The organism is Segnochrobactrum spirostomi, from assembly GCF_009600605.1.
Taxonomy (GTDB): domain Bacteria; phylum Pseudomonadota; class Alphaproteobacteria; order Rhizobiales; family Segnochrobactraceae; genus Segnochrobactrum; species Segnochrobactrum spirostomi.
Genome location: NZ_VWNA01000001.1, coordinates 4,039,327 through 4,063,559 on the forward strand (window position 1 = coordinate 4,039,327; position 24,233 = coordinate 4,063,559).

The 24,233-nt window shown below is 66.8% G+C and carries 27 protein-coding genes; 16 read left to right on the forward strand and 11 right to left on the reverse strand.

The features are described from left to right. Positions 1 to 173: 173 nt before the first annotated feature. Positions 174 to 1,319, forward strand: coding sequence for a Ppx/GppA phosphatase family protein (locus tag F0357_RS18170; protein WP_376767812.1), 1,146 nt, complete (start codon positions 174 to 176; stop codon positions 1,317 to 1,319). Beyond that, positions 1,316 to 2,053 carry an RlmE family RNA methyltransferase gene (locus F0357_RS18175; RefSeq protein ID WP_153485482.1) on the forward strand — a complete coding sequence of 246 codons (738 nt, stop codon included), beginning with the start codon at positions 1,316 to 1,318 and terminating at the stop codon, positions 2,051 to 2,053. The genes F0357_RS18170 and F0357_RS18175 overlap by 4 nt, the downstream gene beginning before the upstream one ends. 15 nt (positions 2,054 to 2,068) lie before the next feature. Here the strand turns inward: F0357_RS18175 and F0357_RS18180 are convergent, their stop codons facing one another. Next, positions 2,069 to 3,508, reverse strand: a complete 1,440-nt coding sequence (locus F0357_RS18180) for an MFS transporter (protein ID WP_153485486.1) — start codon at positions 3,506 to 3,508, stop codon at positions 2,069 to 2,071. Positions 3,509 to 3,771: 263 nt separating this feature from the next. On the opposite strand from F0357_RS18180, the gene guaB reads away from it, so the two are divergent. The 4 genes from guaB to guaA all read left to right on the forward strand — a co-directional run bounded on the left by guaB (position 3,772) and on the right by guaA (position 8,610). Beyond that, positions 3,772 to 5,274 carry an IMP dehydrogenase gene (gene guaB, locus F0357_RS18185; protein ID WP_153485489.1) on the forward strand — a complete coding sequence of 501 codons (1,503 nt, stop codon included), beginning with the start codon at positions 3,772 to 3,774 and terminating at the stop codon, positions 5,272 to 5,274. Between the two features lie 155 nt (positions 5,275 to 5,429). Continuing rightward, positions 5,430 to 6,755 (forward strand): RsmB/NOP family class I SAM-dependent RNA methyltransferase, encoded by a 1,326-nt coding sequence (locus F0357_RS18190; protein WP_153485492.1) that lies wholly within the window; start codon positions 5,430 to 5,432, stop codon positions 6,753 to 6,755. Next, positions 6,752 to 7,054, forward strand: a complete 303-nt coding sequence (locus F0357_RS18195) for a hypothetical protein (protein ID WP_153485496.1) — start codon at positions 6,752 to 6,754, stop codon at positions 7,052 to 7,054. Before F0357_RS18190 ends, F0357_RS18195 begins: the two co-directional genes overlap by 4 nt. 5 nt (positions 7,055 to 7,059) lie before the next feature. Next, complete coding sequence (gene guaA, locus F0357_RS18200) at positions 7,060 to 8,610, forward strand: glutamine-hydrolyzing GMP synthase (RefSeq protein WP_208948421.1); 1,551 nt, start codon at positions 7,060 to 7,062, stop codon at positions 8,608 to 8,610. Positions 8,611 to 8,863: 253 nt separating this feature from the next. On the opposite strand, the gene F0357_RS18205 is transcribed toward guaA, so the two are convergent. Then, positions 8,864 to 9,463 carry an NADPH-dependent F420 reductase gene (locus F0357_RS18205; RefSeq protein ID WP_246161507.1) on the reverse strand — a complete coding sequence of 200 codons (600 nt, stop codon included), beginning with the start codon at positions 9,461 to 9,463 and terminating at the stop codon, positions 8,864 to 8,866. Between the two features lie 119 nt (positions 9,464 to 9,582). Further along, positions 9,583 to 10,317 (reverse strand): SDR family NAD(P)-dependent oxidoreductase, encoded by a 735-nt coding sequence (locus F0357_RS18210; protein ID WP_153485503.1) that lies wholly within the window; start codon positions 10,315 to 10,317, stop codon positions 9,583 to 9,585. 269 nt (positions 10,318 to 10,586) lie between these two features. On the opposite strand from F0357_RS18210, the gene F0357_RS18215 reads away from it, so the two are divergent. Beyond that, positions 10,587 to 11,483 carry a LysR family transcriptional regulator gene (locus tag F0357_RS18215; protein ID WP_153485505.1) on the forward strand — a complete coding sequence of 299 codons (897 nt, stop codon included), beginning with the start codon at positions 10,587 to 10,589 and terminating at the stop codon, positions 11,481 to 11,483. A 214-nt stretch (positions 11,484 to 11,697) separates the two neighbouring features. On the opposite strand, the gene F0357_RS18220 is transcribed toward F0357_RS18215, so the two are convergent. Continuing rightward, positions 11,698 to 12,627 (reverse strand): LysR family transcriptional regulator, encoded by a 930-nt coding sequence (locus F0357_RS18220; RefSeq protein WP_153485507.1) that lies wholly within the window; start codon positions 12,625 to 12,627, stop codon positions 11,698 to 11,700. 108 nt (positions 12,628 to 12,735) lie between these two features. On the opposite strand from F0357_RS18220, the gene F0357_RS18225 reads away from it, so the two are divergent. The 3 genes from F0357_RS18225 to F0357_RS18235 are packed head-to-tail and all read left to right on the forward strand — an operon-like array spanning position 12,736 to position 14,573. Beyond that, entirely contained in the window at positions 12,736 to 13,494 is a 759-nt protein-coding gene (locus F0357_RS18225) for an SDR family NAD(P)-dependent oxidoreductase (RefSeq protein ID WP_153485510.1), read from the forward strand. Between the two features lie 44 nt (positions 13,495 to 13,538). Next, positions 13,539 to 14,141: an NADPH-dependent F420 reductase gene (locus F0357_RS18230; protein ID WP_153485514.1), complete on the forward strand. Its 603-nt coding sequence runs from the start codon at positions 13,539 to 13,541 to the stop codon at positions 14,139 to 14,141. A gap of 30 nt (positions 14,142 to 14,171) precedes the next feature. Beyond that, entirely contained in the window at positions 14,172 to 14,573 is a 402-nt protein-coding gene (locus tag F0357_RS18235; protein ID WP_153485519.1) for a nuclear transport factor 2 family protein, read from the forward strand. 195 nt (positions 14,574 to 14,768) lie between these two features. On the opposite strand, the gene F0357_RS18240 is transcribed toward F0357_RS18235, so the two are convergent. After that, positions 14,769 to 15,677 (reverse strand): LysR family transcriptional regulator, encoded by a 909-nt coding sequence (locus F0357_RS18240; RefSeq protein WP_153485524.1) that lies wholly within the window; start codon positions 15,675 to 15,677, stop codon positions 14,769 to 14,771. Between the two features lie 112 nt (positions 15,678 to 15,789). On the opposite strand from F0357_RS18240, the gene F0357_RS18245 reads away from it, so the two are divergent. From F0357_RS18245 to F0357_RS18260, 4 genes are read left to right on the forward strand one after another with little or no spacing between them, the layout of a single operon-like run. Continuing rightward, positions 15,790 to 16,422 carry a glutathione S-transferase family protein gene (locus tag F0357_RS18245; protein WP_153485529.1) on the forward strand — a complete coding sequence of 211 codons (633 nt, stop codon included), beginning with the start codon at positions 15,790 to 15,792 and terminating at the stop codon, positions 16,420 to 16,422. 36 nt (positions 16,423 to 16,458) lie between these two features. Further along, positions 16,459 to 17,229, forward strand: coding sequence for an enoyl-CoA hydratase/isomerase family protein (locus F0357_RS18250; protein ID WP_153485534.1), 771 nt, complete (start codon positions 16,459 to 16,461; stop codon positions 17,227 to 17,229). A gap of 48 nt (positions 17,230 to 17,277) precedes the next feature. Further along, on the forward strand, positions 17,278 to 17,952 hold the full coding sequence (locus tag F0357_RS18255) for a peroxiredoxin-like family protein (RefSeq protein ID WP_312861656.1): 675 nt from the start codon (positions 17,278 to 17,280) through the stop codon (positions 17,950 to 17,952). A 52-nt stretch (positions 17,953 to 18,004) separates the two neighbouring features. Beyond that, positions 18,005 to 18,718, forward strand: coding sequence for an SDR family oxidoreductase (locus F0357_RS18260; RefSeq protein WP_153485538.1), 714 nt, complete (start codon positions 18,005 to 18,007; stop codon positions 18,716 to 18,718). A gap of 30 nt (positions 18,719 to 18,748) precedes the next feature. Here the strand turns inward: F0357_RS18260 and F0357_RS18265 are convergent, their stop codons facing one another. The 5 genes from F0357_RS18265 to F0357_RS18285 all read right to left on the reverse strand — a co-directional run bounded on the left by F0357_RS18265 (position 18,749) and on the right by F0357_RS18285 (position 22,140). Beyond that, on the reverse strand, positions 18,749 to 19,240 hold the full coding sequence (locus F0357_RS18265) for a VOC family protein (RefSeq protein WP_153485543.1): 492 nt from the start codon (positions 19,238 to 19,240) through the stop codon (positions 18,749 to 18,751). Positions 19,241 to 19,291: 51 nt separating this feature from the next. Continuing rightward, on the reverse strand, positions 19,292 to 19,735 hold the full coding sequence (locus F0357_RS18270) for an SRPBCC family protein (protein WP_153485546.1): 444 nt from the start codon (positions 19,733 to 19,735) through the stop codon (positions 19,292 to 19,294). Positions 19,736 to 19,768: 33 nt separating this feature from the next. After that, the gene (locus F0357_RS18275; RefSeq protein ID WP_153485549.1) at positions 19,769 to 20,377 is read right to left on the reverse strand and encodes a TetR/AcrR family transcriptional regulator; all 609 of its coding nucleotides are present in this window, start codon (positions 20,375 to 20,377) and stop codon (positions 19,769 to 19,771) included. A 147-nt stretch (positions 20,378 to 20,524) separates the two neighbouring features. Further along, the gene (gene bioB / locus F0357_RS18280) at positions 20,525 to 21,559 is read right to left on the reverse strand and encodes a biotin synthase BioB (protein ID WP_153485551.1); all 1,035 of its coding nucleotides are present in this window, start codon (positions 21,557 to 21,559) and stop codon (positions 20,525 to 20,527) included. Continuing rightward, positions 21,556 to 22,140, reverse strand: a complete 585-nt coding sequence (locus tag F0357_RS18285; protein WP_153485555.1) for a biotin transporter BioY — start codon at positions 22,138 to 22,140, stop codon at positions 21,556 to 21,558. Before F0357_RS18285 ends, bioB begins: the two co-directional genes overlap by 4 nt. A gap of 116 nt (positions 22,141 to 22,256) precedes the next feature. Here F0357_RS18285 and F0357_RS18290 point away from each other — a divergent pair, with 116 nt between their 5' ends. Then, positions 22,257 to 22,955 carry a GntR family transcriptional regulator gene (locus F0357_RS18290; RefSeq protein ID WP_153485559.1) on the forward strand — a complete coding sequence of 233 codons (699 nt, stop codon included), beginning with the start codon at positions 22,257 to 22,259 and terminating at the stop codon, positions 22,953 to 22,955. Positions 22,956 to 22,985: 30 nt separating this feature from the next. Here the strand turns inward: F0357_RS18290 and F0357_RS18295 are convergent, their stop codons facing one another. Beyond that, the gene (locus F0357_RS18295) at positions 22,986 to 23,333 is read right to left on the reverse strand and encodes a MerR family transcriptional regulator (RefSeq protein ID WP_153485564.1); all 348 of its coding nucleotides are present in this window, start codon (positions 23,331 to 23,333) and stop codon (positions 22,986 to 22,988) included. Between the two features lie 76 nt (positions 23,334 to 23,409). Between F0357_RS18295 and F0357_RS18300 the strand changes: the two genes are divergently transcribed. Further along, on the forward strand, positions 23,410 to 24,210 hold the full coding sequence (locus F0357_RS18300; protein WP_153485568.1) for an alpha/beta fold hydrolase: 801 nt from the start codon (positions 23,410 to 23,412) through the stop codon (positions 24,208 to 24,210). The last annotated feature ends 23 nt before the right edge of the window (positions 24,211 to 24,233 follow it).

The following is a 24,233-nucleotide window of genomic DNA, read 5'->3' on the forward strand; positions in this document are numbered from 1 at the left end:
TGTTAGGCACTTCGCATAAGCGCCCATTCTGGCTGGTTCGTGGCGGCCCGCGCTGCGCAGCCCGGTGCGACGTGGCTTGAGCGCGCCGTCCGGCGGCTGCTAGAGTGTTCGAGAACATTGGCATTTGCGCGAGAGGCGGCCCGGCTCAGCCGGCGGCGGCCCGACGAGGACCCGTGGGCACACCCACAGACACCGGCTCGCCGCCCCTCCCGGCGTCGGGCCACTCTTCGCTTTCCGGGAGCGGAAGCGGTCAGACGGGCGAGGCGGCGCGGCGCTATGCGGCGCTCGATCTCGGCACCAACAATTGCCGTCTGCTCGTCGCCGAGGCGCGCGGGCGCGGATTCCGTGTCGTCGATGCGTTTTCGCGGATCGTGCGGCTCGGAGAAGGCGTCAGCCTCTCCGGCCGGCTCGGCGATGCCGCGATGGACCGCGCCGTCGAAGCGTTGAAGATTTGTCAGCGCAAGCTCGTCGACCGCAGGGTCGAGCGTGCGCGGCTCGTCGCCACCGAAGCCTGCCGCACCGCGGAGAACGGGGGCCATTTTCTCGATCGCGTGCGCGACGAGGTGGGCCTCGAACTCGAGATCGTGTCGCGGGAAACGGAGGCGAGGCTCGCCGTGATGGGGTGCGCCTCGCTCGTCGATCGCGACGGGGACGGGGCGATCCTGTTCGATATCGGCGGCGGCTCGTCCGAGCTCGTCTGGCTCGACACCCACAGCCGCTCGGGCAAGGGACTCACGTCGATCGGCCGTTCGATCCGCGCCTGGACGTCGCTGCCGGTTGGCGTCGTCACGCTCGCCGACCGCCACGGCGGCCTCGACGTCGACGATGAGAAGTTCGAGCGGATGACGGCCGAAGTCTCCGAGATGCTGGAGCGGTTCGATCCGGGACACGCGCTCGATCGCGCCGCGCGCGAGGGACGGGTGCATTTTCTAGGCACCTCGGGCACGGTGACGACGCTCGCCGGGGTCTATCTCGGGCTGGCGCGCTACGACCGCCGTCAGGTCGACGGCACATGGCTCGAGGCCGGCGACGTCGCCGACATGATCGGCCGCGTCCGGGCAATGAGCTATCGGGATCGGGTGGAGAGCCCGTGTATTGGTGCGGACCGGGCCGATCTGGTGATCGCCGGCTGCGCCATCCTGGAGGCGATCCGGCGCCGCTGGCCATGTCCGCGGCTGCGGGTCGCCGACCGGGGGCTTCGCGAGGGTATTCTGACCGAGCTCATCGCCGAGGACCGCGACGGAGGCGGACGGCGGGGCGGGCCGCAGCGCGGTCGCCACCATGGACACGACGGACGGGCAGGGGAGCGGGCGCGATGAGCCAGGGCAAAGGCGACGGCAGCCGCGCGCTGCATGTGAGGGTCAAGACCGCCCGTCGGCGCACCGCCTCCTCGACGCGCTGGCTGCAACGTCAGCTCAACGATCCCTATGTGCGCCGCTCCAAGGCCGAGGGCTACCGCTCGCGGGCGGCCTACAAGCTTCTCGAGATCGACGAGAAGCACAAGCTGCTGAAGCCCGGCCAGCGGATCGTTGATCTCGGCGCCGCGCCGGGCGGCTGGTCTCAGGTCGTCGCGGCCCATGTCGGCTCGACCGACGAGGACCCGAAGGTCGTCTCCATCGATTATCTTGAGATGGATGCCCTGCCGGGCGTCATCGTTCTCCAGAAGAACTTCCTCGATGAGGATGCGCCGGCCGTGCTCGTCGCCGCCCTCGGCGGCCGCAAGGCGGACCTGGTGCTCTCCGACATGGCGGCGCCGACGACGGGCCACAAGAAGACCGACCATCTGCGCATCATGCATCTCTGCGAGATCGCGGCCGAATTCGCCCGCGACGTGCTGGCGCCGGGCGGCGCCTTCCTCGCGAAGGTCTTTCAGGGCGGCACCGAGGGGACCTTGCTCGCCGACCTGAAGCGCGACTTCGCCCAGGTGATTCACGTCAAGCCGGCGGCGAGCCGCCAGGATTCTGCCGAGCTCTACGTGCTCGCCAGGGGCTTCCGCGGCCGCACCGACGTGCTGGGCACCCACGTCGAGGACGACGATCCCGACGCGCCGTAAGCGATCGGCCGGCGCTTATTTCGCCGGTAGAGCACCCTCTGCCGCATCCTCCTCGTCCGGATCGCGGCGGCGGGCCATCTCGGCGCCGGCATCGCGCGGCAGCCGGGCGAAGACGAACGGCGCCACGAGCGTGATCGCGCCGACGACACAGAAGCCGACCAGAAAGTCGCTCGCGAGGATGGTCTCGCCCGGCCGTGCCGCGCGCAGCGTTTCGAGCACCAGCGCGCCGACCGCGACGCCGGTCGAGAGCGAGACCTGCTGCACGACGCTCGAGAGGCTCGTCGCACGGCTCATCGCGGCGTGGCTGACCTCCGCATAGGCGACTGTGTTGAGGCAGGTGAATTGCAGCGAGCGCAGGAAGCCGCCGACGAGCAGCACCGTGATGATGACGGCCGAGGGGACGCCGAGCGCGAACAGGCCGGTCAGGAAGACGAAGCCGGCCGAGACGAAGCCGTTGAGGACGAGAAGCCGCTTGAAGCCGAAGCGGCGCACCAGCGGCGCGGCCGTGAGCTTCATCGTCAGCGCGCCGATCGCGGCGACGAAGGTGAGCGAACCGGACTGGAACGCCGTCATGCCGAGCCCGAGCTGGAGCATGAGCGGCAACAGGAACGGGATCGCCCCGATACCGACCCGGAACAGCGACCCGCCGGTGACGCTCGCCCGGAAGGTCGGCAGCCGAAAAAGCTTCAGATCGAGGATCGCGTGGGGTGTGCGCCGGGCATGGCGGACATAAAGCAGCGTCGAGACGGAGCCGACCGCGACCAGAACGACCGCCACCTTGAGCGGGATCAGTTCCTGGCCGAGCACCGAGAGGCCGAACACGAGCCCGGAGAGGCCGAGTCCCGAGAGAACGAAGCCGACCCGGTCGAAGCGTGGCCGGTCCGGGGCCATGATGTTCGGCACATAAAGCAGCGCCAGCGCGATGCCGAGAATGCCGACCGGCACGTTGATCCAGAAGATCCAGCGCCAGTGGAAATAGGTCGAGATGAAGCCGCCGAGCGGCGGTCCGATCAGCGGCCCGATCAGCGCCGGCGTCGTCAGCCAGGCGATTAGGTCGACGATCTCGTGCTTCGGGGCGCTGCGCAACACCACGAGCCGGCCGACCGGCGTCATCATCGCTCCGCCGAGCCCTTGTAGAACCCGCGCCAGCACGAACCCTTCGAGCGAACTCGACAGCCCGCAGGCGATCGAGCCCGCGGTGAAGACGGCGATGGCGCTCGCGAACACCGTGCGGGCGCCGAAGCGGTCCGCCGCCCAGCCGCTGACGGGAATGAAGACGGCGAGGCTGAGGAGATAGGACGTGAAGGCGAGCTTGAGGGCGATCGGGTCGGCAACGATGTCGCGGGCGATCGCGGGCAGCGACGTCGCGATCACCGACGAATCCATGTTCTCCATGAACAGGGCCGACGCCACGATGAGCGCCGTGAAGCGGGGCGAGACAGGACCAGAACGCATAACAGGGCCGCGGCGGGCGCCGCGCTCGGCGGCAAAGGTGAGGGTTCTAGCCATTGCAGCGAACCCGCGCGGGAATAAGGCGGGATTCGGCGGCCCGCGACCCGAAAGGAATTTTGCGCGAGACGAAACGCCGTGGTAAAGACCGGCGCCATCTTCACGGAGAGAGGCCGGCTGCCATTTTGCACCGGGTCGGGACCTTCCCCGACCCCGGCGACGGCTCTCTCAATTTTCGTTGATCGCCCGCTCGTTCGGAGGTGGCACCCATGGCACAAATCGTCGAAACCCTGACCGGCCGAGATGCGCTGACGTTCGACGACGTCCTGCTGCTGCCGGGCCATTCCGAGGTTCTGCCGGGCGAGGTCGACGTCGGGTCCCGCGTCACCCGCTCGATGTTCCTCAACCTGCCGATCATTTCGGCGGCGATGGATACCGTCACCGAAGCCCGCCTCGCGATCGCCATGGCCCAGGCCGGCGGCATCGGCGTCATCCACCGCAACCTCACGCCCGAGGATCAGGCGGAGGAAGTGCGGCAGGTGAAGAAGTTCGAATCCGGCATGATCGTGAATCCGGTCGTGATCGGGCCGGACGCGACGCTCGCCGATGCGCTGACGCTGATGAAGCATCACGGCATCTCGGGCATCCCGGTGGTCGAGAACGGCGGGATCGGCGGCTACCACACCGGCCGTCTCGTCGGCATCCTGACCAACCGCGACGTGCGTTTCGCCTCCAATCCCGGCCAGCGTGTCTACGAGCTGATGACGCGCGAAAATCTCATCACCGTGCGGGACGGGGTCAGCCAGCAGGAGGCCAAGCGCCTCCTCCACGCGCACCGGATCGAGAAGCTCCTCGTTGTCGACGACGCCTACAATTGCATCGGCCTCGTCACCGTGAAGGACATCGAGAAGGCCCAGCTCAACCCGCACGCGTCGAAAGACGAGCAGGGCCGGCTGCGCGTCGCCGCCGCCACCAATGTCGGCCCGTCCGGCATCGAGCGCGCCGAGCGCCTCATCGACGCCGGCGTCGATCTCGTCGTCGTCGACACCGCCCACGGCCATTCCCAGCGCGTGCTCGAGATGGTCACGCGGGTGAAGAAGATCTCCAACGCCGTCCAGGTGCTCGCCGGCAACGTGGCGACCGGCGACGGCACCCGCGCCCTCATCGATGCCGGCGCGGACTCGATCAAGGTCGGCATCGGCCCCGGCTCGATCTGCACCACCCGCGTCGTCGCCGGCGTCGGCGTGCCCCAGCTCACCGCCATCATGGAGGCGGTCGACGTCGCCTCGAAGGCCGATATCCCGATCGTCGCCGACGGCGGCATCAAGTTCTCGGGCGACCTCGCGAAGGCGCTCGCCGCCGGAGCCTCGTGCGCGATGGTCGGCTCGCTCCTCGCCGGCACCGAGGAGAGCCCGGGCGAGACCTATCTGCACCAGGGCCGCAGCTTCAAAGCCTATCGCGGCATGGGCTCGATCGGCGCGATGGCCCGCGGTTCGGCCGACCGCTACTTCCAGGCCGAGGTGCGCGACACCCTGAAGCTCGTGCCGGAAGGCATCGAGGGCCAGGTGCCCTACAAGGGGCCGATCGCAAGCGTGCTGCACCAGCTCGCCGGCGGCCTGCGCGCGGCGATGGGCTATGTCGGCGCGGCCGACATCCGCTCCTTCCAGGAGCGCGCCCGCTTCGTGCGCATCACCAGCGCCGGCTTCCGCGAGAGCCACGCCCACGACGTGGCGATCGTCCGCGAGAGCCCGAACTATCCGTCCTCGCTCTGAGGACGGACAGGCGGGCGGGGATCCGCCGCCCGCCGTCGCCGGGCCTTCGCCGCCCGGTCCCATCAGCCGCACCGTCCGTTCGACGCGCCACCGCCCTTGAACGACGGTGCCCCTCTCGCGTAGGAGCCTGCGACGAGACCGAAGACGAAGAGATTATGACCCCAGCCGCACGCCTCGCCGCCGCCATCGAAGTGCTCGCCGATATCGAGGCGACGCGCCGTCCCGTGCAGGACGCGCTGAAGGCCTGGGGGCTCGCCCACCGCTTCGCCGGGTCCGGCGACCGCGTGGCGATCGGCAATCTCGTCTTCGACGCCCTGCGCAAGCGCGCCTCGCTCGCCTGGCGGATGGGCGCCGAGACGCCGCGCGCGCTCGTCCTCGGGGCGTTCCGCTTCGTCTGGGGTCGGCCGCTCGACGAGATCGAGCGCCGCCTCGCGCAGGATGCCCACGCGCCCGCCGCGCTGAGCGACGACGAGCGCCACCGGCTCGGCAGCGACGACGGGCTCGCCGATGCCCCCGATTGGGTCAAGGCCGACGTGCCCGAATGGCTCGCGCCCTCGCTCGCCCGCACCTTCGGCGATCGCTTCGTCGTCGAAGGCGCGGGCCTCGCCGGCCGCGCGCCCGTCGATCTCAGGGTCAACACGCTGAAGGCGACGCGCGACGAGGTCGTCGCCGCGCTCGCCGATCTCGATGCGGTGGCGACGGCACTGTCGCCGATCGGCATCCGCGTGCCGGTCGGGGAGGGGCCAGCCAAGCCGCCCCACGTCCAGAGCGAGCTCGGCTTCGCCAAGGGTCATTTCGAGGTGCAGGACGAGGGCTCGCAGATCGCCGCGCTCGTCGCCGGCGCCAGGCCCGGCCAGCAGGTGCTCGACCTCTGCGCCGGCGCCGGCGGCAAGACGCTCGCCTTCGCCGCCGAGATGGACAATCGCGGCCAGCTCTACGCCTACGATTCCGACAAGCGGCGGTTCGGCGACATCGTCGAGCGGATCGACCGCGCCGGCGCCCGCAACATCCAGATCCGTCCGCCCGGCCGTACCGACCCGCTGACCGATCTCGAAGGCCGCATGGACCTCGTCGTCATCGATGCGCCCTGCACCGGCACCGGCACCTGGCGCCGCCGGCCGGACGCCAAGTGGCGGGTGACGGCGAACGCGCTCGAGATGCGTGTGCGCCAGCAGGACGAGGTGCTTGCGACCGCGACCCGCTTCGTGCGGCCCGGCGGGCGGCTCGTCTACGTGACCTGCTCGGTGCTGCCCGAGGAGAACGAGGCGCGCATCGCCGCCTTCCTCGACGCGCACCGTGATTATGCCCTGACCGATCCGGCCGGCGCCTGGCTCGCCGGCCTCGGCACCGCGATGCCGGAGGCTTTCGCCGCTCCGGTCGCCGGCCACGGCCGCGCGCTGCGCCTCACCCCGGCCTCCGCGGGCACCGACGGCTTCTTCGTCGCCGTGCTCGAACGCCGGGCCCCGGAGAGCCGCCGATGATCCGCCGCTGGGCCGGACATTTCGGGCTTCTCGTTCTCGCCGTCTTCCTCGGCGTGGTGCTCTATTGGGGCCTCTACGTCTTCGCCTTCCGCACGCCCTACGATCCCGTGGGCATGCGCATCACCCGCTTCATCCCGGACCCGCCGCGCCTCTATGTGTGCGAGTTCCTGAACTGGCGTCACGGCGAGATCCCGCCGCCGTTCGGATGCGAGCGGCACTGGAAATATGCCATTCCGCGGAACCTGCCGGAGTCCGAGACGATGACGCCGCCGGCCGCGCCGAAACAACAGGGGACCTGAGCACCATGAGCCGCGAGCGCGTTCTGATCGTCGATTTCGGAAGCCAGGTGACGCAGCTCATCGCACGCCGCGTCCGCGAGACCGGCGTCTATTCCGAGGTGGTGCCGTTCCAGAAGGCCGAGGAGGCGTTCCGCGCCAATCCGCCGGCAGCGGTGATTCTGTCCGGCGGGCCGGCCTCGGTGCCCGACGGCGACAGCCCGCGGGCGCCGCAGATCGTGTTCGAATCCGGCCTGCCGGTGCTCGGCATCTGCTACGGCCAGATGACGATGGCCGAGCAGCTCGGCGGCACCGTCGAAAGCGGCCATCACCGCGAGTTCGGCCGCGCCGAGGTGTCGGTGAAGAAGCCCTCCGCGCTGTTCGACGGCATCTGGAGCGAGGGCAGCGCCTACACCGTGTGGATGAGCCACGGCGACCGCATCACCGCGCTGCCGCCGGGCTTCGAGGTGAAAGGCGCCTCCGAGAACGCCCCGTTCGCCGTCATCGAGGACGAGGCGCGCCGCTTCTACGGCCTGATGTTCCACCCGGAAGTGGTGCACACCCCGGACGGCGCCAAGCTCATCCAGAACTTCGTGCACAAGGTCGCCGGCATTCCGAGCGGCTGGAGCATGGGCGCCTATCGCCAGGACGCCATCGCCCGCATCCGCGCCCAGGTCGGCAAGGGCCGGGTGGTGTGCGGCCTCTCCGGCGGCGTCGATTCCGCCGTCGCCGCCGTGCTGATCCACGAGGCGATCGGCGACCAGCTCACCTGCATCTTCGTCGATCACGGCCTGATGCGCGCCGGCGAGGCGGACGAGGTCGTCAGCCTGTTCCGCGGCCACTACAACATTCCGCTCGTCCACGTCGACGCGGCCGACACCTTCCTCGGCGCACTCGAGGGCGTCACCGATCCGGAGGTCAAGCGCAAGACCATCGGCCGCCTCTTCATCGAGGTGTTCGAGGAGGAGGCCCGCAAGATCGGCGACGTGGGCTTCCTCGCGCAAGGAACGCTTTATCCGGACGTGATCGAGTCCGTCTCCTTCGCCGGCGGCCCGTCGGTCACCATCAAGTCGCACCACAATGTGGGCGGCCTTCCCGAGCGGATGAACCTCAAGCTCGTCGAACCCTTGCGCGAGCTCTTCAAGGACGAGGTCCGTGCCCTCGGCCGCGAGCTCGGCCTGCCGGAAGCCTTCGTCGGCCGCCACCCGTTCCCCGGCCCCGGCCTCGCCATCCGCTGCCCCGGCGAGATCACCGCCGAGAAGCTGACGGCGCTGCGCCAGGCCGACACGATCTATCTCGAGGAGATCCGCAAGGCGGGCCTCTACGACACCATCTGGCAGGCCTTCGCGGTGATCCTGCCGGTGCAGACGGTGGGCGTGATGGGCGACGGCCGCACCTACGAACGCGTCTGCGCCCTGCGCGCCGTCACCTCGATCGACGGCATGACGGCCGACTTCTACCCCTTCGACATGGCCTTCATCGGCCGCGTGGCGAACCGCATCATCAACGAAGTCCGCGGCATCAACCGCGTCGTCTACGACGTGACGAGCAAGCCCCCGGGCACGATCGAGTGGGAGTGAGGGCGATCCTCGGGTGCGATCGGATGGCAGAAGACGCTCGATCGTAGGTCATCGATAGCAGTCGATAAATTCCAGGCCACCCGGAGATCTGCTGCGCTGTCGGGCGTCTCGCCGTTCTTCGAGCAGCGCCCATACGGCGTCAGGGCGCCTCCAGCCTACGCAATTTGGGGCCATTCAATTATCGGCCGCGCGCTTACCGCGAGAGGCTCGCGCGCGGTCAGGTCTCGGAATCGATCACACGATCGCAGATCGATTACTGCTCCTTCTTGAACAGATCCTGGAAGAAGAGTTGGCCCCACGTGCGGCCGCGGGCGTGCACCAGCGCGCCACCCTCGTTGAGTTTTCCCAGCTTAACGGGTGCGAACCCAAGTTGTTTGGCCAGGGCCGCGACGGGAGCGACCGCGTCCTCGTCGTCGCTCGACAGAAAGACCACCCGGTGGCCACCCTCGACGACCGGATCGGCAGCCAAGGTGGCTGCGACCAGGTGATTGAACCCCTTCACGAATTTGGCCCCGTTGAACGACTTCGCAACGAAGGCGGAAGATGGCAGGCCGTCGAACTCTTCCGGGACCGGAAAGGCGTTCATCGCGTCGATGATCGTCTTGCCGTCCCACTTCGGCAGGGCCTTCGCAACCGCGCGATGTTCCCCAAATGGGACAGCCAAGATGATCGTATCGGCCTCGAGTGCATCCCGCAGCGACGTGGCAACGACCATGGGTCCAATCTCCCGAGCCTGCGGCGCCAGCGCCTCGGCCGGCCGCCGGCTCGCGACGGCCACCTCGATGTTCTTCCGGGCGAAGGCGTGGGCGAGGGCCTGGCCGATCTTGCCGAATCCAATAATTGCGTAGCTCATCATGCTTCTCCGATGTTGTGTTGGCTTGATTGCGCAGGCCTTCAACGGCACGGGGCGATCCGTTCGCGTGTGGCGACCTTGCTGCCGCCGTCAGCCACGCGCCGCGATGCGCCGCGACTTCAGATCGCCGAGAAGCCGCCGTCGACAGACAACTCCACCCCGTTCACGAAGCTTGAATCGTCTGAGGCAAGAAACAGCGCGACTGCCGCAATTTCCTCAGGACGACCCATCGTTCCCCGCGGGATCAGGGACTCGAACATCCGCTTCGCTTCCTCGGTGAGAACCTGGTCCTGCATCGGTGTGGCGATCGGCCCCGGGCTCAGCACGTTCACCCTGATGTTGCGGCCCTTCAACTCGTTGAGCCACGTGCGGGCGAAGGATCGCAGCGCCGCCTTGCTTGCCGCATAGACGGAGTAGCCGGGAAAACCTTTTACGGAGGCAACCGACCCGGTCATGAAGATCGATCCTCCATCCCTGAACAGCGGCAACGCCTTCTGAACTGTAAACAGCGTGCCACGCGTATTCAGGTTGAAGGCAGCGTCGAAATGCTGTTCGGTAATCGCGCCGAGTGGGACGGCCTCGCCCGTGCCGGCGCTTGCGTACAGCACGTCGATCCCGCCCTTCTCCCGTTTAACCGTGTCGAACAGACGGTCGAGGTCGTCGAGATTGGCCGCGTCGCCGCGCACGCCGGTCACGTTCCGGCCAATGAGCTTGATGGCCTCGTCGAGCGCCTCCTGCCTTCGGCCCGTGATGAAGACGTAGGCGCCTTCCTCAACGAACCGCTTGGCGCTCGCCAGCGCCATGCCGCTCGATCCACCGGTGATGACGGCAATCTTACCCTCAAGCTTTCCCATGACTTCTCAAATCCCATCTTGGTTGTTCAGGGGACGTCCCTAAGACCCGCAAGATGGGTCCGCCAAAGCCCGGCATTGAGTGCGGAAGCGCGCACATCGGTGGTGCGAAAACGATCCGGATGGGCCAGTGTCACTAGCCGTGATTGTCGGTGTCCGTCGTTCGGAAGGGGGCCTCGTTTGTCGAGGCGTGCTCCGGTGAACGCCGTGCGGCGACCAACGTGTAAGATACGGACTTTGGAAAGGCGCACCGTGCGGTGCGGGATCGCACCATGATCGACTGGGACAACATTCGCTACTTTCTCGCGGTCGCGCGCAGAGGCTCGGTGCGGGCTGCCGCCGAGGGGCTCGGTGTGAACCACTCGACCGTGCTGCGACGTATCGCTCAGCTCGAGGAGCGGCTCGGCACGCAGATGTTCGAAAAGCTTCCCGCGGGCTACCGCCTGACGGCGGCAGGCGAGGAGGTTCTCGATCTCGCGAGCCAGATGGAAGCGTCGTCGCACCAGCTTGAGACGCGCGTCTTTGGGCGCGACCGGAGCGTGCGCGGACTTCTGCGGGTGACGTTGACCCCGATCCTCGCGACACACCTGTTGATGCCGGACTTCGCCGAGTTCGCGGGTCTGCATCCAGACATCGAGATGGAAATCCTGTCCGCCGGCCAACTGGCAAATCTGACCAACCGGGAGGCCGATGTCGCGATCCGCGTCGTCTACGACCGCAAAACCCTGCCGCTCAATCTTCACGGCGTGAAGGGACCGGAGTTGTTCGGCGGTGTCTACATATCCCGCGATCGACTGGCCGCCTGGCGCGCGGGCGCGCCTGATCCGATCCGGTGGATCGTCATCAGCACGCATGGCATTCCGGAGTGGGCCAGCGAGGGTGAGCTTCGCGCCACGGGGGTTCCGTTCAGGACCACGGACGCCGCGGCGGAGGTCGCTGCAGTGCGGCAAGGATTGGGGATCACGACGCTGCCGTGCTTCGTCGGCGATGCGGACCCCCTCCTGGTCAGGGTGCCGGGCACCGACCTGCACATGTACGGAACGCTCTGGGTTCTCACGCAAGGGGAGACACGCAAGACGAAACGCGTGCGCCTCTTCACCGAGTTCATATCCGGCAGGCTCGCCGCTTACGGTCCGTGTCTCGCGGGGCTGCCGATATCGCACGACTGAGGCCCGGCCGGTCGGTCCTCATCGAACGAAGACGAAACGCCCTCGGTCGTGGACCCCCCACACGATCCCCTCGAAGGGCGTGACGCCATCATCGACACGCGCCCACTGTCGACACGCGCCCACGGAGATCAACCCGATCGGTGTTGCGCCACTTCAGGCTCGCCTCGATCGTCAAATCGTGGCGGTCGGCATAATAAAATATCCTATTTCGGCGTCAGCCCAGACTCCCTGCAAATCGCTCCGCAAGACGGCGTTGTTTGAAGGCATCGACGATATAGTCGATGAATGCGCGGGTTTTGCCAGGCAGCAATGTCCGCGACGCGAAATAAATCGAGATGGCTCCCGCATCGGCATACCATCGGGGCGCCACGCGAATGAGGGCTCCGCTTTCAAGATCGTCGATGACATCCGGCACCGCCAGCATCGCGACGCCCAGGCCCAACAAAGCCGATCGTCGCATCGCTGCCGGATCGTTGAAGACGAAGACCTCCCTGAGCGGCGCGGGAATTTGCTCACCGGCTGCGTCGCGCATGGTCCAGTGCCGTATCCGCCCTGATTGCAGGGAGCGCATGACGATGCCGTCCAGCTCAGCCAGATCCGCCGGACCCGCGGGGAGTTTGCGTCCCGCCAGATAGGCAGGCGATGACACCGCAATGATATGGGCTGGGGCGAGAGTGCGCGCTACCACGCCAGGCGACAGGTCGAAGCCACCGCCAATTGCTGCATCATAGCCTTCGGCGATGATATCGACCTGCCTGTTCTCAAAATGCCACTCGGGACGGACGCCGCGATAGCGCGCGATGAAGGCGGGCAGGAGCGGCAGGATGTGCATGGTGCCAAAGGTCGGGGCCAGACTCACCTTGAGGACGCCCGTAGGCTCGCCGCCCCCGTTTGCCGCGCCGGCAATCGCCGCCTGTATGTCGCTCAGGCTCCCCGAGATTGCGTTCCGGAACGCCTCGCCAGCTTCCGTCAGGGTCAGCTTGCGGGTGGAGCGGTGGAAGAGGCGAACGCCCAGGTTGCGCTCCAGCATGGCGACATTGCGGCTGACCGCTGCCGGGGTGAGCGCGAGACGGCGGGCCGCTTCTGAAAAGCTGCCATGGTCGGCGCTGCGTACGAAGGATTCCAGATTGGCCAGGGTCTCCATAGCCAGATCTTCAACGATCCATTGAAGCCGATGCAAGCCAAATACGTCTAATAAGAGATAATCGCTTGGACCACATTCGCTTCACCAAACACGGATGGAGCGAAGAGAATGACGACCCATTTCCAGCCCCTGATCGGCAAGGTGGCTCTGGTCACCGGCGGCACCCGCGGCATAGGTGCAGCCATTGTCCGGCGCCTTTCCCGCGATGGCGCTGATGTAGTGTTCAGCTACACCGCCTCGGCCGATCAGGCCGCCGCCATGGTGCAGGACATAGAGGCGCTGGGTCGCCGCGCCCTTGCCATCCGCGCCGACCAGGCCGTCCCAGATCAAGTCACAGCGCTTGTGCAGCATGCGCATGCCGCTTTTGGTCGCCTCGACATTCTCATCAATTCGGCCGGCGTCTTCGTGACCGGACGGGTCGACGATGCCGAGGCTGACCTTGCGGCGTTCGACCGTCAGATCGCGGTCAATGTGAAGGGCGTCGTGACGGCGGTCCGGGCAGCCGTGCCACTGCTCAGCGATGGCGGGCGGATCGTCTCGATCGGCACGACCGGGGCGGTCCACGTCCCCTTCGCCGGGGCGGCGGATTACATCGCAACGAAGGCGGCAGTGGCAGCATATAGCCGTGGCTGGGCCCGCGACCTTGGCCCGCGCGGCATCACTGTCAACGTGGTTCAGCCTGGCGCGATCAACACCGACATGAACCCGGAAACCGGCGACTTCGCGGCCTTGCTGAGCGGTCTCGCCGCTTTGGGCCGCTATGGCCAGCCGGAGGACATCGCCAATGCCGTCGCGTTCCTGGCCGGACCGGACGCCAGCTATATCACCGGCGCGACGCTCAACGTCGATGGCGGCCAACTCGCCTGATTGCGCGCTCCTCATCCCTTGACCGACATCGCAGGAACAGAACCATGACAAGCATCGGCATCATCGGCGCGGGGCAGATCGGCAGCGCCATCGCTCGCGCCCTGGCTCACAAGGACATCGCGGCGACCATCGCCAACAGCCGCGGCCCCGAAAGCCTGCGGGACCTCCTTGCCGAGGTCGGGCCTGCCATCACGGGCGGCACTGTCGCAGAGGCCGCAACGAAAGACATCGTCTTCGTCGCGGTAAACTGGTCGCGCTTGGCGGGCCTGTTCGCCACCTTGCCCGATTTTGGCGGGCGGATTGTCGTCGATACCAACAATCCCATAGAGGCGCCGTTGTTCAAGCCGGTCGAGCTCGGCGGGGTCGCCTCATCAGAGGTGGTGGCAGGGCTGGCGCGCGGAGCGCGACTGGTCAAAGCCTTCAACCATCTGCAGCCCCAGCTCTTGTCCGGTGATCCGCAGAGCGAAGGCGGCAGACGCGTCCTGTTCTATTCCGGCGACAGTGCGGCGGCCAAGGCAGAGATCGGCGCGCTAATCGCCAGGCTTGACTTCGCCGGGATCGATCTGGGCTCACTCGCCGTCGGCGCACGCCTCGTCCAGTTTCCGGGCGGCGCGCTGGCTGCGCTCAACCTCGTCAAGTTTGGCTAACCTCCAGGCCATACACAAAAGGGATTCACCATGACCGGCGCCACAGCCACCAACCCGACCGTAGAACCGGACTATGACGCCCTGCTTCGCGCCAATCTCCAGCGCGTTTTCAACGAGCGTGACCCCGTGCGCCGCGACGCGGCGATCGCAGACCTCTATGTGGCTGATCCCATCATGTTCGAGCCGGACGCTATCGTGAGCGGGCGCCAGGCCATCTCGGATATCGCCGGAAAGCTCCTCGACAATTTCGGCCCTGACTTCACCTTTGTGCCGGAAGGCAACGGTCTGGGCCATCACGGCATGGGGATGCTACGCTGGCGTGCCGGAACACCCGGCAATCCCGCAATGGTCCTGGGCGCGGACACCGCAGAGATCATCGAAGGTCGCATTGCCCGGCTCTGGGTGTTGCTGGATCTCGCCCCGAGCACTTGAAAAGTGCCCTGTCGAGAAGGGGATTTTCCATAATTTAGCTTAGCGGCTTAGAAGCTTGGCACCTGAAAGAACCATCCGTAAACGCCGAGAGCAGGCCGTCTTCTGTTACGAGCTATCGCGCATCTCAGATGCGCGATAGCTCGCAGAGCGGGACGCGGTGCCCACTCTTAGGCCGAGATGGATCGGATCCTATCCTCAGTCCGCCGGAGGGAGCGAGGGCGATTCCTGCTGCCTCATCGCAGCCTCGATGAAATCAGCGAAGGCGCGGGCTTTGGCACTCGCCAGCCGTCCGGTCGGGAAGACAGCCCACAGATCGACAGGCGGAAGCTCCCAGTCCTCGAGGACGCGGACGACGGCTCTGCTCTCAAGCTCAGGCGCAAACATCCAGTCGGAATTGATCGTCAGGCCCATGTCGGCGAGCACGGCAGCCCGAATTCCCTCGGCCGCACTGACCGTGACACGGCCGCGGAGCGCGACGGATGCTTCGGTGCCAGCCTTCCGGAACACCCAGGTGTTTTCGACTTGGCTGTAGATAATCGCTTCATGTGCCATGAGGTCGGCGGGCGCGGTCGGCAGCCCGGAACAGGCGAGATAGGCGGGCGTCGCGATGACGGATCGTCGACCCCGCGCGAGGCGCCGCGCGACGGCCGAGGAATCCGCCAACTGGCCCATCCGCAAGGACACGTCGATCGCTTCGGAAACGAGGTCGATGACGCGGTCGTCGAGGACGATATCGATCGCGAGGTCAGGATGCCGAGCGAGAAATTCTGGCAGCCGTGGCACGACCAGAAGCCGGGCAAACGTGGTCGCGGCCGAGACGCGGAGCCGTCCGGTCAGGCCCGCTCCCGCACCGCGCGCGTCCAGCTCCGCTTCGTCGGCTTCGTGGATCGCCATCTTGGCGCGCTCGTAAAACCGAAATCCCGCGTCTGTCGGCATGAGGCCGTGGGTCGAACGGGCGAGCAACCGCACCTGAAGCCGGTCCTCCAAATGCGCGATCGTTTTCGAGATCGCCGGTTGCCCCACCCCGAGCTGCCGGGCGGCTCCCGAAAAGGACCCCGTGTCCACCACGCGCACGAAGACCGCCATCGCCTGCAATCTGTCCATGGCACTCATTCCTTACGGGAATAATAGATATCGACGTCACGTCTCTGCCGCAAGGTTACTGGAATGGTCATAGCTGTTCTCGCCGGACGCGGATTGTCCGATAGAGGTAGAGATGATCGAAGTTTACGCCTTCGCGACACCCAACAGCGTCAAGATTCCGATCGCATTGGAGGAGATGGGGCTCGCCTATACGCTGAGGTCGGTCAACGTCCGCAACGACGAGCAGAAGACCGCCAAGTTCCTTTCTCTCAACCCGAACGGCAAGGTGCCGGTCCTGATCGATGATGTGGACGGCGAGCGGTTCGTCCTGACGGAAAGCGCGGCCATCCTCATCTATTTGGCGGAGAAGACCAACGAACTTCTACCGGATGATCGAGCCACTCGGGCGCGGGTCTTCGAGCAGCTCTTCCTTCATGCTTCCGGCTTGAGCCCCGCCTTCGGGAATGCCGGCTTCTTCAAGCGCTCGTCACCGGAACCTCAGCCCCTTGCCGAGGCCCGCTTTCGCGGCGAGGCGGTGCGCCTCCTCGGTCTCCTCGACATGAAGCTAGCCAATCAGGCCTTCACGGCTGGCGACGACTTCACGATCGCCGACATCGCGCATTTCGGCTGGCTGTGGCGCCGCCAATTTCCCGGCCTGACGTTGGACGACACTCCGAACCTTTCCCGCTGGTACGACGACATCGCGGCGCGCCCCGCGGTCAAGCGCGCGATTTCGCGCGTCGAGGGCCTCGCGCCGACCATCTGATCCGATCGCCTTTTCAAGGACAACAGGAGAACCGTCATGTCCCGTTTCGACAGTTACAAGAACGCTTTCGCCAATGCCCGGTTGACCCGCTCCGAAAGCGGCGTGCTCGAGGTCGCCTTGCACACAGACGGCGGCAAGCTCGTGTTCAATGGCCACACCCACGAACAGTTCGTCGATCTCTTCCATGAGATCGGCTCCGACGCCGACAACCGTGTCGTCATCCTGACCGGCTCCGACGATGCCTTCATGGACGCAATTAGTCCTGAGGGCTTCGATTTCTTCTCCCCTCGCGGCTATGATAAGATCTATCGCGAGGGCAAGAAAGTCCTCATGAACATACTCGACATCGAGGTGCCGCTGATTGCCGCGCTGAACGGCCCGGTTCTCCTTCATTCTGAGTATGCGTTGCTTTCCGACATCGTGTTGGCGACGCCGGAGACCGTCTTTCAGGATAAGCCGCATTTCGACTTCGGCATCGTGCCCGGCGATGGTGTCAATCTGCTGTGGCCCGAAGTAATCGGCAGCATCCGCGGACGCTACTTCATCCTGACTCGACAAATCCTCGACGCCCCGACCGCCAAGGAATGGGGGGTGGTGAACGAAGTGGTGCCCGCGGACAAGTTGCTTGGCCGAGCCCACGAGATTGCAGAAGGCCTTGCCGCTCTCCCGCCGCTGACAAGCCGGTACACCCGCATCGCGCTGACGCAGAAGCTGCGCCGGATCATCGACGAAGGGGCCGGCTATGGCCTCGCCCTCGAAGGCATCAGCGCCGCCGAGGTTGCTCGCGCCATGGCGGCCCATGGCTGATCGTCCCGCACGCGATCCATCGAACCGAAACTCCCGTGGAGGAAGATTGTGACCCTGCAATCCAAGCTCGATGCCTTCAAGACCGATTTCGAAGCAGGCAAACCACCGTACAACGTTCCCCCTTCCGTCATCGAGACGATGCACCGCGCCACGGCCGAGCTAATCGAGTCCGGCATCGCTCGACATGCGCTGAAGGCGGGCGACGAGTTGCCGGCCTTCGGGTTGTCCGACCCCGAGGGCAATATGGTTTCGTCCGGCGACCTTCTTTCCAGCGGTCCGTTGGTCATCAGCTTCTATCGCGGCGTGTGGTGTCCCTACTGCAATATGGAGCTCCAGGCGCTGCAGGAGGCACTGCCGCAGTTCAGGCAACTCGGAGCGAGCCTTGTCGCGATCTCGCCCCAGAACGCGGCGAACAGCCGGAAATCCGTGCGGCAAAACAGCCTCTCGTTCCCGATCCTCTCCGACCCGCAGAACGCCGTCGCTGCCACGTTCGGTCTGCGGTTCGAACTGCCGGATTATCTGATCGATCTCTACACGACACTGAAGAACGACCTGCCCGCGTTCAACGGCGACACGAGCTGGACTTTGCCTATGCCGGCCCGCTTCGTCGTCGGCCAGGACGGCGTCATCCTCTACGCCGAGGTGAACCCAGATTATACCCGCCGCCCGGAGCCAGACGACATGCTGCCGGCGCTGCGTCGTGCAGCTCGCTCCGCCGCCTGATCGCCCCTCGGTCTGAAGACCCCGCCCGATGGGGCGGGGTCGAAGGAATGCCATGAAGAGAACCTTCCTGATCACCGGTGCCAGCAAGGGCATCGGCCTCGCCCTGGCGCACCGCCTCGCAAAGCAGGGGCACCGGATTCTCGGGATCGCCCGCAACCGGTCCGACGGATTCCCCGGTGAGCTCCATCCCCTGGATCTCGGCGATCCGGGCTCCGGCATCAGGCTCGCAGCGATCATCCGCGACGCTGAGGTCGACGGCGTCGTCAACAATGTGGGCCTGGTGCGGGCCGCGCCCGTCGGCGACATCGCGGTCGCGACACTCGATGAGGTCATGCGCGTCAACCTGCATCCGGCGCTCATTGCGGCACAGGCCGCCCTCCCGGGCATGCGCATGCGTGGCTGGGGACGGATCGTCAACATCTCTAGCCTCACGGTTCTGGGCAGCGTCCAGCGCACGAGCTATGCGGCGGCCAAGGCCGCCCTCGTGAGCTTCACGCGGAGCTGGGCGCTGGAACTTGCAGCGACGGGCATCACGGTGAACGCTGTTTCACCGGGACCGACCGAGACCGAGCTTTTCAGGGCGAACAACGCGCCGGGGAGCGAGGGGGAGGCCCGCTATCTCGCGGGCGTTCCCATGTGCCGGTTCGGTCAGCCGGAGGAAATCGCTGCGGCGATCGCCTTTCTTCTGTCGGATGAGGCCTCGTTCATGACCGGCCAGACCCTGCACGTGGATGGTGGGGCTTCGATCGGCAAGCTGTCCCTCTGAGATCGCCGCGCGCAATCGCCCTGCGACGGCTCACGCCGTTCCGCCGCCGGCGACAGCGGCCTCGAGCGTGGCGATGTCGATCTTGCGCATCGTCATCATGGCGCGGAAGGCGCGTTGCGCCGTCTCAGGGTCGTTTGATCCCACGAAGTCGAGCAGGCGGCGGGGGGTGATTTGCCAGGAAAAGCCCCAGCGGTCCTTGCACCAGCCACACGCACTCTCGGCGCCGCCGCCGTCGACGATCGCGCTCCAGTAGCGGTCGGTCTCGTCCTGGCTCTCGGTCACGACCATGAAGCTCACCGACTCGTTGGCCTTGAACACCGGGCCACCGTTGAGGCCGACGAAGCGCCGGCCGAGAACGGTGAACTCGACGGTCAGTTCGGTGCCCCGCCGTCCGTCCGGAAAGTCGTCCGGGGCGATGGTGACCCGGCCGACATGGCTGTCGGGGAAGGTCGCCGCGTAGAAGTGGGCCGCCTTGGCGGCTTCGCCGTGGTCGTACCACAGGCAGGTCACGAGCTCGGTCATCGTCTTATTCCTCCCATCTTATCGTTGTGATTTCTGCACGGGCCGAGGCGCTTATGGCCGGAGCTCGGGCTCGACGAGTTTCGCGAGCTTCTGCAGGCTTTCCTGCCAGCCGAGATAGCAGGCCACCGCCGGGATCGCGTCCGGGATGCCTGCCTGCTCGATGGTCATTTCGGTGCCGACCGAGACGGCCTTCAAGGTCACGGTCACCGTCATCTCACCCGGCAGGTGCGGGTCGTCGAAACGGTCTGTGTAGACGAGCCGCGCGCCCGGCACGAGCTCGCGATAATCGCCGCCGAAGGCATGGCGTTCGCCGGTGGTGAAGTTGCGGAACGACAGCCGATGCCTGCCGCCGACCGTCGCGTTCATCTCGTGAACGGTGCAGACGAAACCGTAGGGCGGTAGCCAGGCGGTGAGGGCGTCCGGCTCGACGAAAGCCCGGTAGACCTTCTCCGGAGCCGCCGCGAGGACGCGGTGCAGGTGGAGGGTGTTCGGCATCTCGTGGTCCCTTCTTGCTTGTTTTGGGGATGCTCAGGGCCGGTCGGGGCGGAAGAGGAGCGTCAGGTAGCGGCGCAGATGGTCGATGCTGTCGGCGGCGACCGCAGTGCCGCCCGTCGCCTTGGCGAGCACGAAGGCGCCCTGGAGGACGGCCTGGGTGTGCAAGGCGAGGCTCTCCGCGCTCCAATCGCCGGCGACGCCGTAGCGCGTCATGGCGGCACGGATGTCGGGCTCGAGGGTCGCGGCGTGGCCCGCGATGTTGCGGGTGCAGGCGGCAACGATCTCCGGGCGGGTGTCGTAGGCCTCCTGGGTGATGGTGCCGGCGAAACAGGTGACGTCGGCGAGCTCGCCCGCGAGCAGCGCCTTGCGCAGATCGAGATAGGCGATCAGGCGGTCGAGCGGGTCTTCGAGATCGTGATAGGGCGCCTGCGCGAAGAGGCTGCCGGTCATCGCGTCCCAATGGCCGACCGCAGCGAGGATCAGGTCGTCCTTGCTCTTGAAGTGGTGGAAGAAGCTGCCCTTGGTGACGCCGGCCTCGGCGCACAGATCCTCGACGCGCGTCGCCGTATAGCCCTTGGCCCGCACGACCTTTAGGGCCGCGTCGAGAAGCTTGGTCTTCGAGTCGTGCCGCTTTTCGAGCATGAACGCCACCATACCGACTGGTAGGTACAATCACGTACCGACCAATCGGTATGACGTCAAGGCGATCGGGGAGGTGCGGCGATGGCGGGGCGTCACCGTCGCTCGACGGTGGAGGGGCGTGAGGGCGCACCGCGAGCCGAGGGCGGCCTATGCGGCGGCGTCTCGCAATCCGCTCTCCGTCGTCGCGCCCGGGGCGACCGCGGGCACGAGGTCGAGGCCCAGCTTGCGGAGCATCGCGAAGTCCCGATCGTGGTCGGGGTTTCGCGTGGTCAGGAGAACGCTGCCGAGAAAGAGCGAGTTCGCGCCGGCCAGGAAGCAGAGCGCCTGCAATTCCTCGCTCATGCCCGTTCGGCCCGCGGAGAGGCGCACGATGCTGCGGGGCATCAGGATCCGGGCGACGGCGATCAGGCGGACGAATGCGATCGGATCGGGCGGCTCGGCCGTCTCCGCCACGGGAACGCCGCTGACCACGCTCCACTGGTTGATCGGCACGCTTTCCGGATGCGGATCGAGGCCGGCCAGGAGGTGCAGGAGGCCGAGCCGGTCCGACGGCTGTTCGCCCATCCCGACGATGCCGCCGCAGCAGAGCTTGATCCCCGCCGCGCGAACCCGCTCGATGGTCTCGAGCCGGTCTTCGAGGGTCCGCGTGGTGATGATGCGGCCGTAATGCTCCGGCGAGGTATCGACATTGTGGCTGTAATAATCGAGTCCGGCCTGCTTCAGACGGTCGGCCTGAGGATCGGTCAGCATGCCGAGGGTGACGCAGGTTTCCAGGCCGAGGTCGCGCACGCGCTCGATCATGGTGCAGACCTTGTCGATGTCGCGGTCCTTCGGGCTGCGCCACGCCGCGCCCATGCAGAAGCGGGACGCCCCGGCGTCCCGGGCGGCGCGGGCTGCCGTCACCACCGCCTCGATCTCCATCAGCTTGGAGGCCTTGATGCCGGTGTCGTAGCGCGCACTTTGCGAGCAATAGCCGCAATCTTCCGGGCAGCCGCCGGTCTTGATGCTGAGGAGGCTCGCGGCCTCGATCTGCGCCGGGTTGAAGAAGCGCCGGTGAACCGTCTGCGCCCGATAGAGAAGGTCGGGCAGCGGGAGGTCGTGGATCGCCTGGATCTCGTCGCGGCTCCAATCGGTGCGGATGTCGTCGTCGGCATCGCGGCCGGCCGGGTGCGATACGCTCATCGCACCCTCCGGGCGACACCCTTGACGGCGAGGCACGTGGCGGCGGCGAGCGCGACCTTGACGATGTCACCGGGTAGGAACGGCAGCACGCCGACGGAGAGGACCTTGGACAGACCGACGAACGGCACGAGCCACAGGCTGCCGAGCAGATAGACGACGGAGAGACCGGCGAGCATCGGGGCGATCATCCGCCAGGAGTGCCCGAGGCTGCGCCGCTCGATCCAGGTGCCGGCGAGGAAGGCCGCCACGGCGAAGCCGGCGAGATAACCGCCGGTCGGGCCGGCGAGATAGGCGAGCCCTGCGCCGTTGTGGGAGAACACCGGCAGACCGAGCGCGCCCTCGGCGAGATAGGTGAGGACCATCAGACCGGCGACCCGTCCGCCGAACAGGCCGGCGAGAAGGAACGTGCCGAAGACGTGCAGGGTCATCGGCACCGGCCAGAACGGGATCGTCACCTTGGCGCAGAGCACCATGACGAGGCTACCGGCGAGGAGGCGGACGGGGAGGGGCAGCGCGCCGAGGCCGGTGCGTGGGGCGACGACCGGCGCAGGTGCAGCCGGCGGATTGTCCAGAGCGTTCATCAGGCTCTCACGTGTGAACAGGGATGATCGCGGTGGAAATTATCTATGATTCCGTCCGCACAAGAACGCTAGCAAGCCCTGGACGGCCGTGCACGTTCTAATCTAATAGATTATCTATGAGTGAGATCGAACCCAAACGCGCGCCTGCGGTCGCCCAGCAGATCGCCGAGGTCCTCATCGAGCGGATCGTTGCCGGCGTGCTGCCGCCCGGTACGCCCTTGCGCCAGGATCACGTCGCCGCCGAATTCGGCGCGAGCCATGTCCCGGCGCGCGAGGCGCTGCAATTCCTCTGTGCGCAGGGGTTGGCGATCAGCGAGCCACGGCGGGGCATCCGCGTCGCGCCGATGGATGCCCTGCACCAGCAGGAGGTGATCGAGATGCGGGCGGCGCTGGAATTGCTCGCCTTCCGTCATGCCGCCAAGCAATTCAACGCCCGGCATCTCGCCGCGATCGAAGCCGCCGTCACGGCCGGCGAGCAGGCGGGATCGATCGTGGAATGGGAGCGCGCAAACCGCGATTTCCATGCCGCGCTGGTGGCGCCGTGCCCGATGCGGCGGCTCTTGGCGGTGCTCGGACAATTGCGGCTCGCCCATTCTCGCATCGTGATCGCGATGGAGCGGAGCGCGAACTGGCTGCCGCGCTCGAACCATGAGCACCGGCAGATCTATGCGGCCCTCAAGGCGCGCGACCACCTTCGGGCGACCACCCTCCTGACCCGCCATCTCCACGGCATCGAACGGCCCGGCGCCGATGGTCAAGCGGTCGAGGCCGAAGCGCCGGATGCCCGAGAGCCGCGTGCGCGTCGCGATCGATGATCCTTCAAGCTCGCCCGCGGGCGGAGACGATCAGCCGAGCCGTTCGAGATAGCCGGCGAGGACGGTTCGGCTCGCGTCCAGATGCGCGATCTTCGCCTCGAGGGTGGCGAGCGTGCCCTTCAGCGCGGCGAGAACCTCGGCGCACGGCTCGAAATCCGGCCGATCGGACCGCACGCAGGGCAGGAGGATGCGGATCGCATCGAGCTTCAGGCCCGCCTCGCTGAGGAGGCGGATACGCCGCGCGATTTCCTCGTCCGTCTCGTCGTAATCGCGGTAGCCGGACGCACGGCGCGACGGCACGAGCAGACCCTCCGCCTCGTAATAGCGCAGCATCCGGATGCTGATCCCGGTGCGTTTCGCGAGATCGCCGATCTGCATGCGGCCCCCCTTGACCCTGACAGCGCTGTCAGACCCTAGCGTCCGCGCCCGACGATGAAAACAGGGAGTCGCGGGTATGAAGATGGTCGAATGCGGCGGCGCGCGTGTCGCCTATCGGGTCGATGGCGACGGTCCGGGGCTGGTTTTGGTGCACGGCACCGGGGGCAACGCGGAGACCAATTGGGGCCACCTGGTGCCGGATCTCGCCCGGCATTGGCGCGTGGTGCGGCCGGATTATTCCGGGTCCGGGGAGACGCGGGACGACGGTGGGCCGCTCGGCGTCTCGCGTCTCGCGGCCGAAGTCGTCGCGGCCGCGGAAGCCGCAGATGCCGCGCCGTTCGATCTCGTCGGCTTCTCGCTCGGGGCGGCGGTGGCGATGACGATCGCGGACGAATATCCACATCTGGTGCGACGCGTGGTGCTGCTCGGTGCCTTCATCGACGGCGCCGATCCTCGGCAACGCATGCAGTTCGGGCTGTGGCGCGATCTCATCGCCTCCGACCGCGCGGCCATGGCGCGCCTCGTGCTGCTGACCGGTTTCAGTCCGGCCTTTCTGTCGCGCCTCGGCCACGACGGGATCGCGGAGGCGATCAGCGGGATCGTCTCCAGCAACGATTGGGAGGGCATGGCGCGGCAGGTCGAACTCGACCTCACGATCGACGTCCGCGCGGCGGCGCGCCGGATCGAGGCCCCCGTGCTCGTCATCGGCTGCACCCACGACCACATGGTGCCGCCGGACGAGGCGCGCGCCGTGGCGGCCCAAATCCCCGGTGCGCGCTACGCCGAGATGCCGACCGGACATCTCGCGGCGATCGAGCAGCCCGACGCCTTCACGGCCTTGCTGCGTGACTTTCTGCTCGACGGGGGGAGCGATTAGGAAGCGCCCAGCGCATCTCCGTC

What these genes read in the sequence shown, in the direction of transcription:
- bioB (WP_153485551.1), bottom strand. Translation starts at nt 21,559, where the DNA reads ATGAGCGTATCGCACCCGGCCGGCCGCGATGCCGACGACGACATCCGC.
- guaB (WP_153485489.1), top strand. Translation starts at nt 3,772, where the DNA reads ATGGCACAAATCGTCGAAACCCTGACCGGCCGAGATGCGCTGACGTTC.
- F0357_RS18215 (WP_153485505.1), top strand. Translation starts at nt 10,587, where the DNA reads ATGATCGACTGGGACAACATTCGCTACTTTCTCGCGGTCGCGCGCAGA.
- F0357_RS18290 (WP_153485559.1), top strand. Translation starts at nt 22,257, where the DNA reads ATGAGTGAGATCGAACCCAAACGCGCGCCTGCGGTCGCCCAGCAGATC.
- F0357_RS18295 (WP_153485564.1), bottom strand. Translation starts at nt 23,333, where the DNA reads ATGCAGATCGGCGATCTCGCGAAACGCACCGGGATCAGCATCCGGATG.
- F0357_RS18210 (WP_153485503.1), bottom strand. Translation starts at nt 10,317, where the DNA reads ATGGGAAAGCTTGAGGGTAAGATTGCCGTCATCACCGGTGGATCGAGC.
- F0357_RS18175 (WP_153485482.1), top strand. Translation starts at nt 1,316, where the DNA reads ATGAGCCAGGGCAAAGGCGACGGCAGCCGCGCGCTGCATGTGAGGGTC.
- F0357_RS18265 (WP_153485543.1), bottom strand. Translation starts at nt 19,240, where the DNA reads ATGACCGAGCTCGTGACCTGCCTGTGGTACGACCACGGCGAAGCCGCC.
- guaA (WP_208948421.1), top strand. Translation starts at nt 7,060, where the DNA reads ATGAGCCGCGAGCGCGTTCTGATCGTCGATTTCGGAAGCCAGGTGACG.
- F0357_RS18245 (WP_153485529.1), top strand. Translation starts at nt 15,790, where the DNA reads ATGATCGAAGTTTACGCCTTCGCGACACCCAACAGCGTCAAGATTCCG.
- F0357_RS18300 (WP_153485568.1), top strand. Translation starts at nt 23,410, where the DNA reads ATGAAGATGGTCGAATGCGGCGGCGCGCGTGTCGCCTATCGGGTCGAT.
- F0357_RS18270 (WP_153485546.1), bottom strand. Translation starts at nt 19,735, where the DNA reads ATGCCGAACACCCTCCACCTGCACCGCGTCCTCGCGGCGGCTCCGGAG.
- F0357_RS18220 (WP_153485507.1), bottom strand. Translation starts at nt 12,627, where the DNA reads ATGGAGACCCTGGCCAATCTGGAATCCTTCGTACGCAGCGCCGACCAT.
- F0357_RS18230 (WP_153485514.1), top strand. Translation starts at nt 13,539, where the DNA reads ATGACAAGCATCGGCATCATCGGCGCGGGGCAGATCGGCAGCGCCATC.
- F0357_RS18205 (WP_246161507.1), bottom strand. Translation starts at nt 9,463, where the DNA reads ATGAGCTACGCAATTATTGGATTCGGCAAGATCGGCCAGGCCCTCGCC.
- F0357_RS18180 (WP_153485486.1), bottom strand. Translation starts at nt 3,508, where the DNA reads ATGCGTTCTGGTCCTGTCTCGCCCCGCTTCACGGCGCTCATCGTGGCG.
- F0357_RS18250 (WP_153485534.1), top strand. Translation starts at nt 16,459, where the DNA reads ATGTCCCGTTTCGACAGTTACAAGAACGCTTTCGCCAATGCCCGGTTG.
- F0357_RS18190 (WP_153485492.1), top strand. Translation starts at nt 5,430, where the DNA reads ATGACCCCAGCCGCACGCCTCGCCGCCGCCATCGAAGTGCTCGCCGAT.
- F0357_RS18275 (WP_153485549.1), bottom strand. Translation starts at nt 20,377, where the DNA reads ATGCTCGAAAAGCGGCACGACTCGAAGACCAAGCTTCTCGACGCGGCC.
- F0357_RS18235 (WP_153485519.1), top strand. Translation starts at nt 14,172, where the DNA reads ATGACCGGCGCCACAGCCACCAACCCGACCGTAGAACCGGACTATGAC.
- F0357_RS18225 (WP_153485510.1), top strand. Translation starts at nt 12,736, where the DNA reads ATGACGACCCATTTCCAGCCCCTGATCGGCAAGGTGGCTCTGGTCACC.
- F0357_RS18195 (WP_153485496.1), top strand. Translation starts at nt 6,752, where the DNA reads ATGATCCGCCGCTGGGCCGGACATTTCGGGCTTCTCGTTCTCGCCGTC.
- F0357_RS18240 (WP_153485524.1), bottom strand. Translation starts at nt 15,677, where the DNA reads ATGGACAGATTGCAGGCGATGGCGGTCTTCGTGCGCGTGGTGGACACG.
- F0357_RS18285 (WP_153485555.1), bottom strand. Translation starts at nt 22,140, where the DNA reads ATGAACGCTCTGGACAATCCGCCGGCTGCACCTGCGCCGGTCGTCGCC.
- F0357_RS18260 (WP_153485538.1), top strand. Translation starts at nt 18,005, where the DNA reads ATGAAGAGAACCTTCCTGATCACCGGTGCCAGCAAGGGCATCGGCCTC.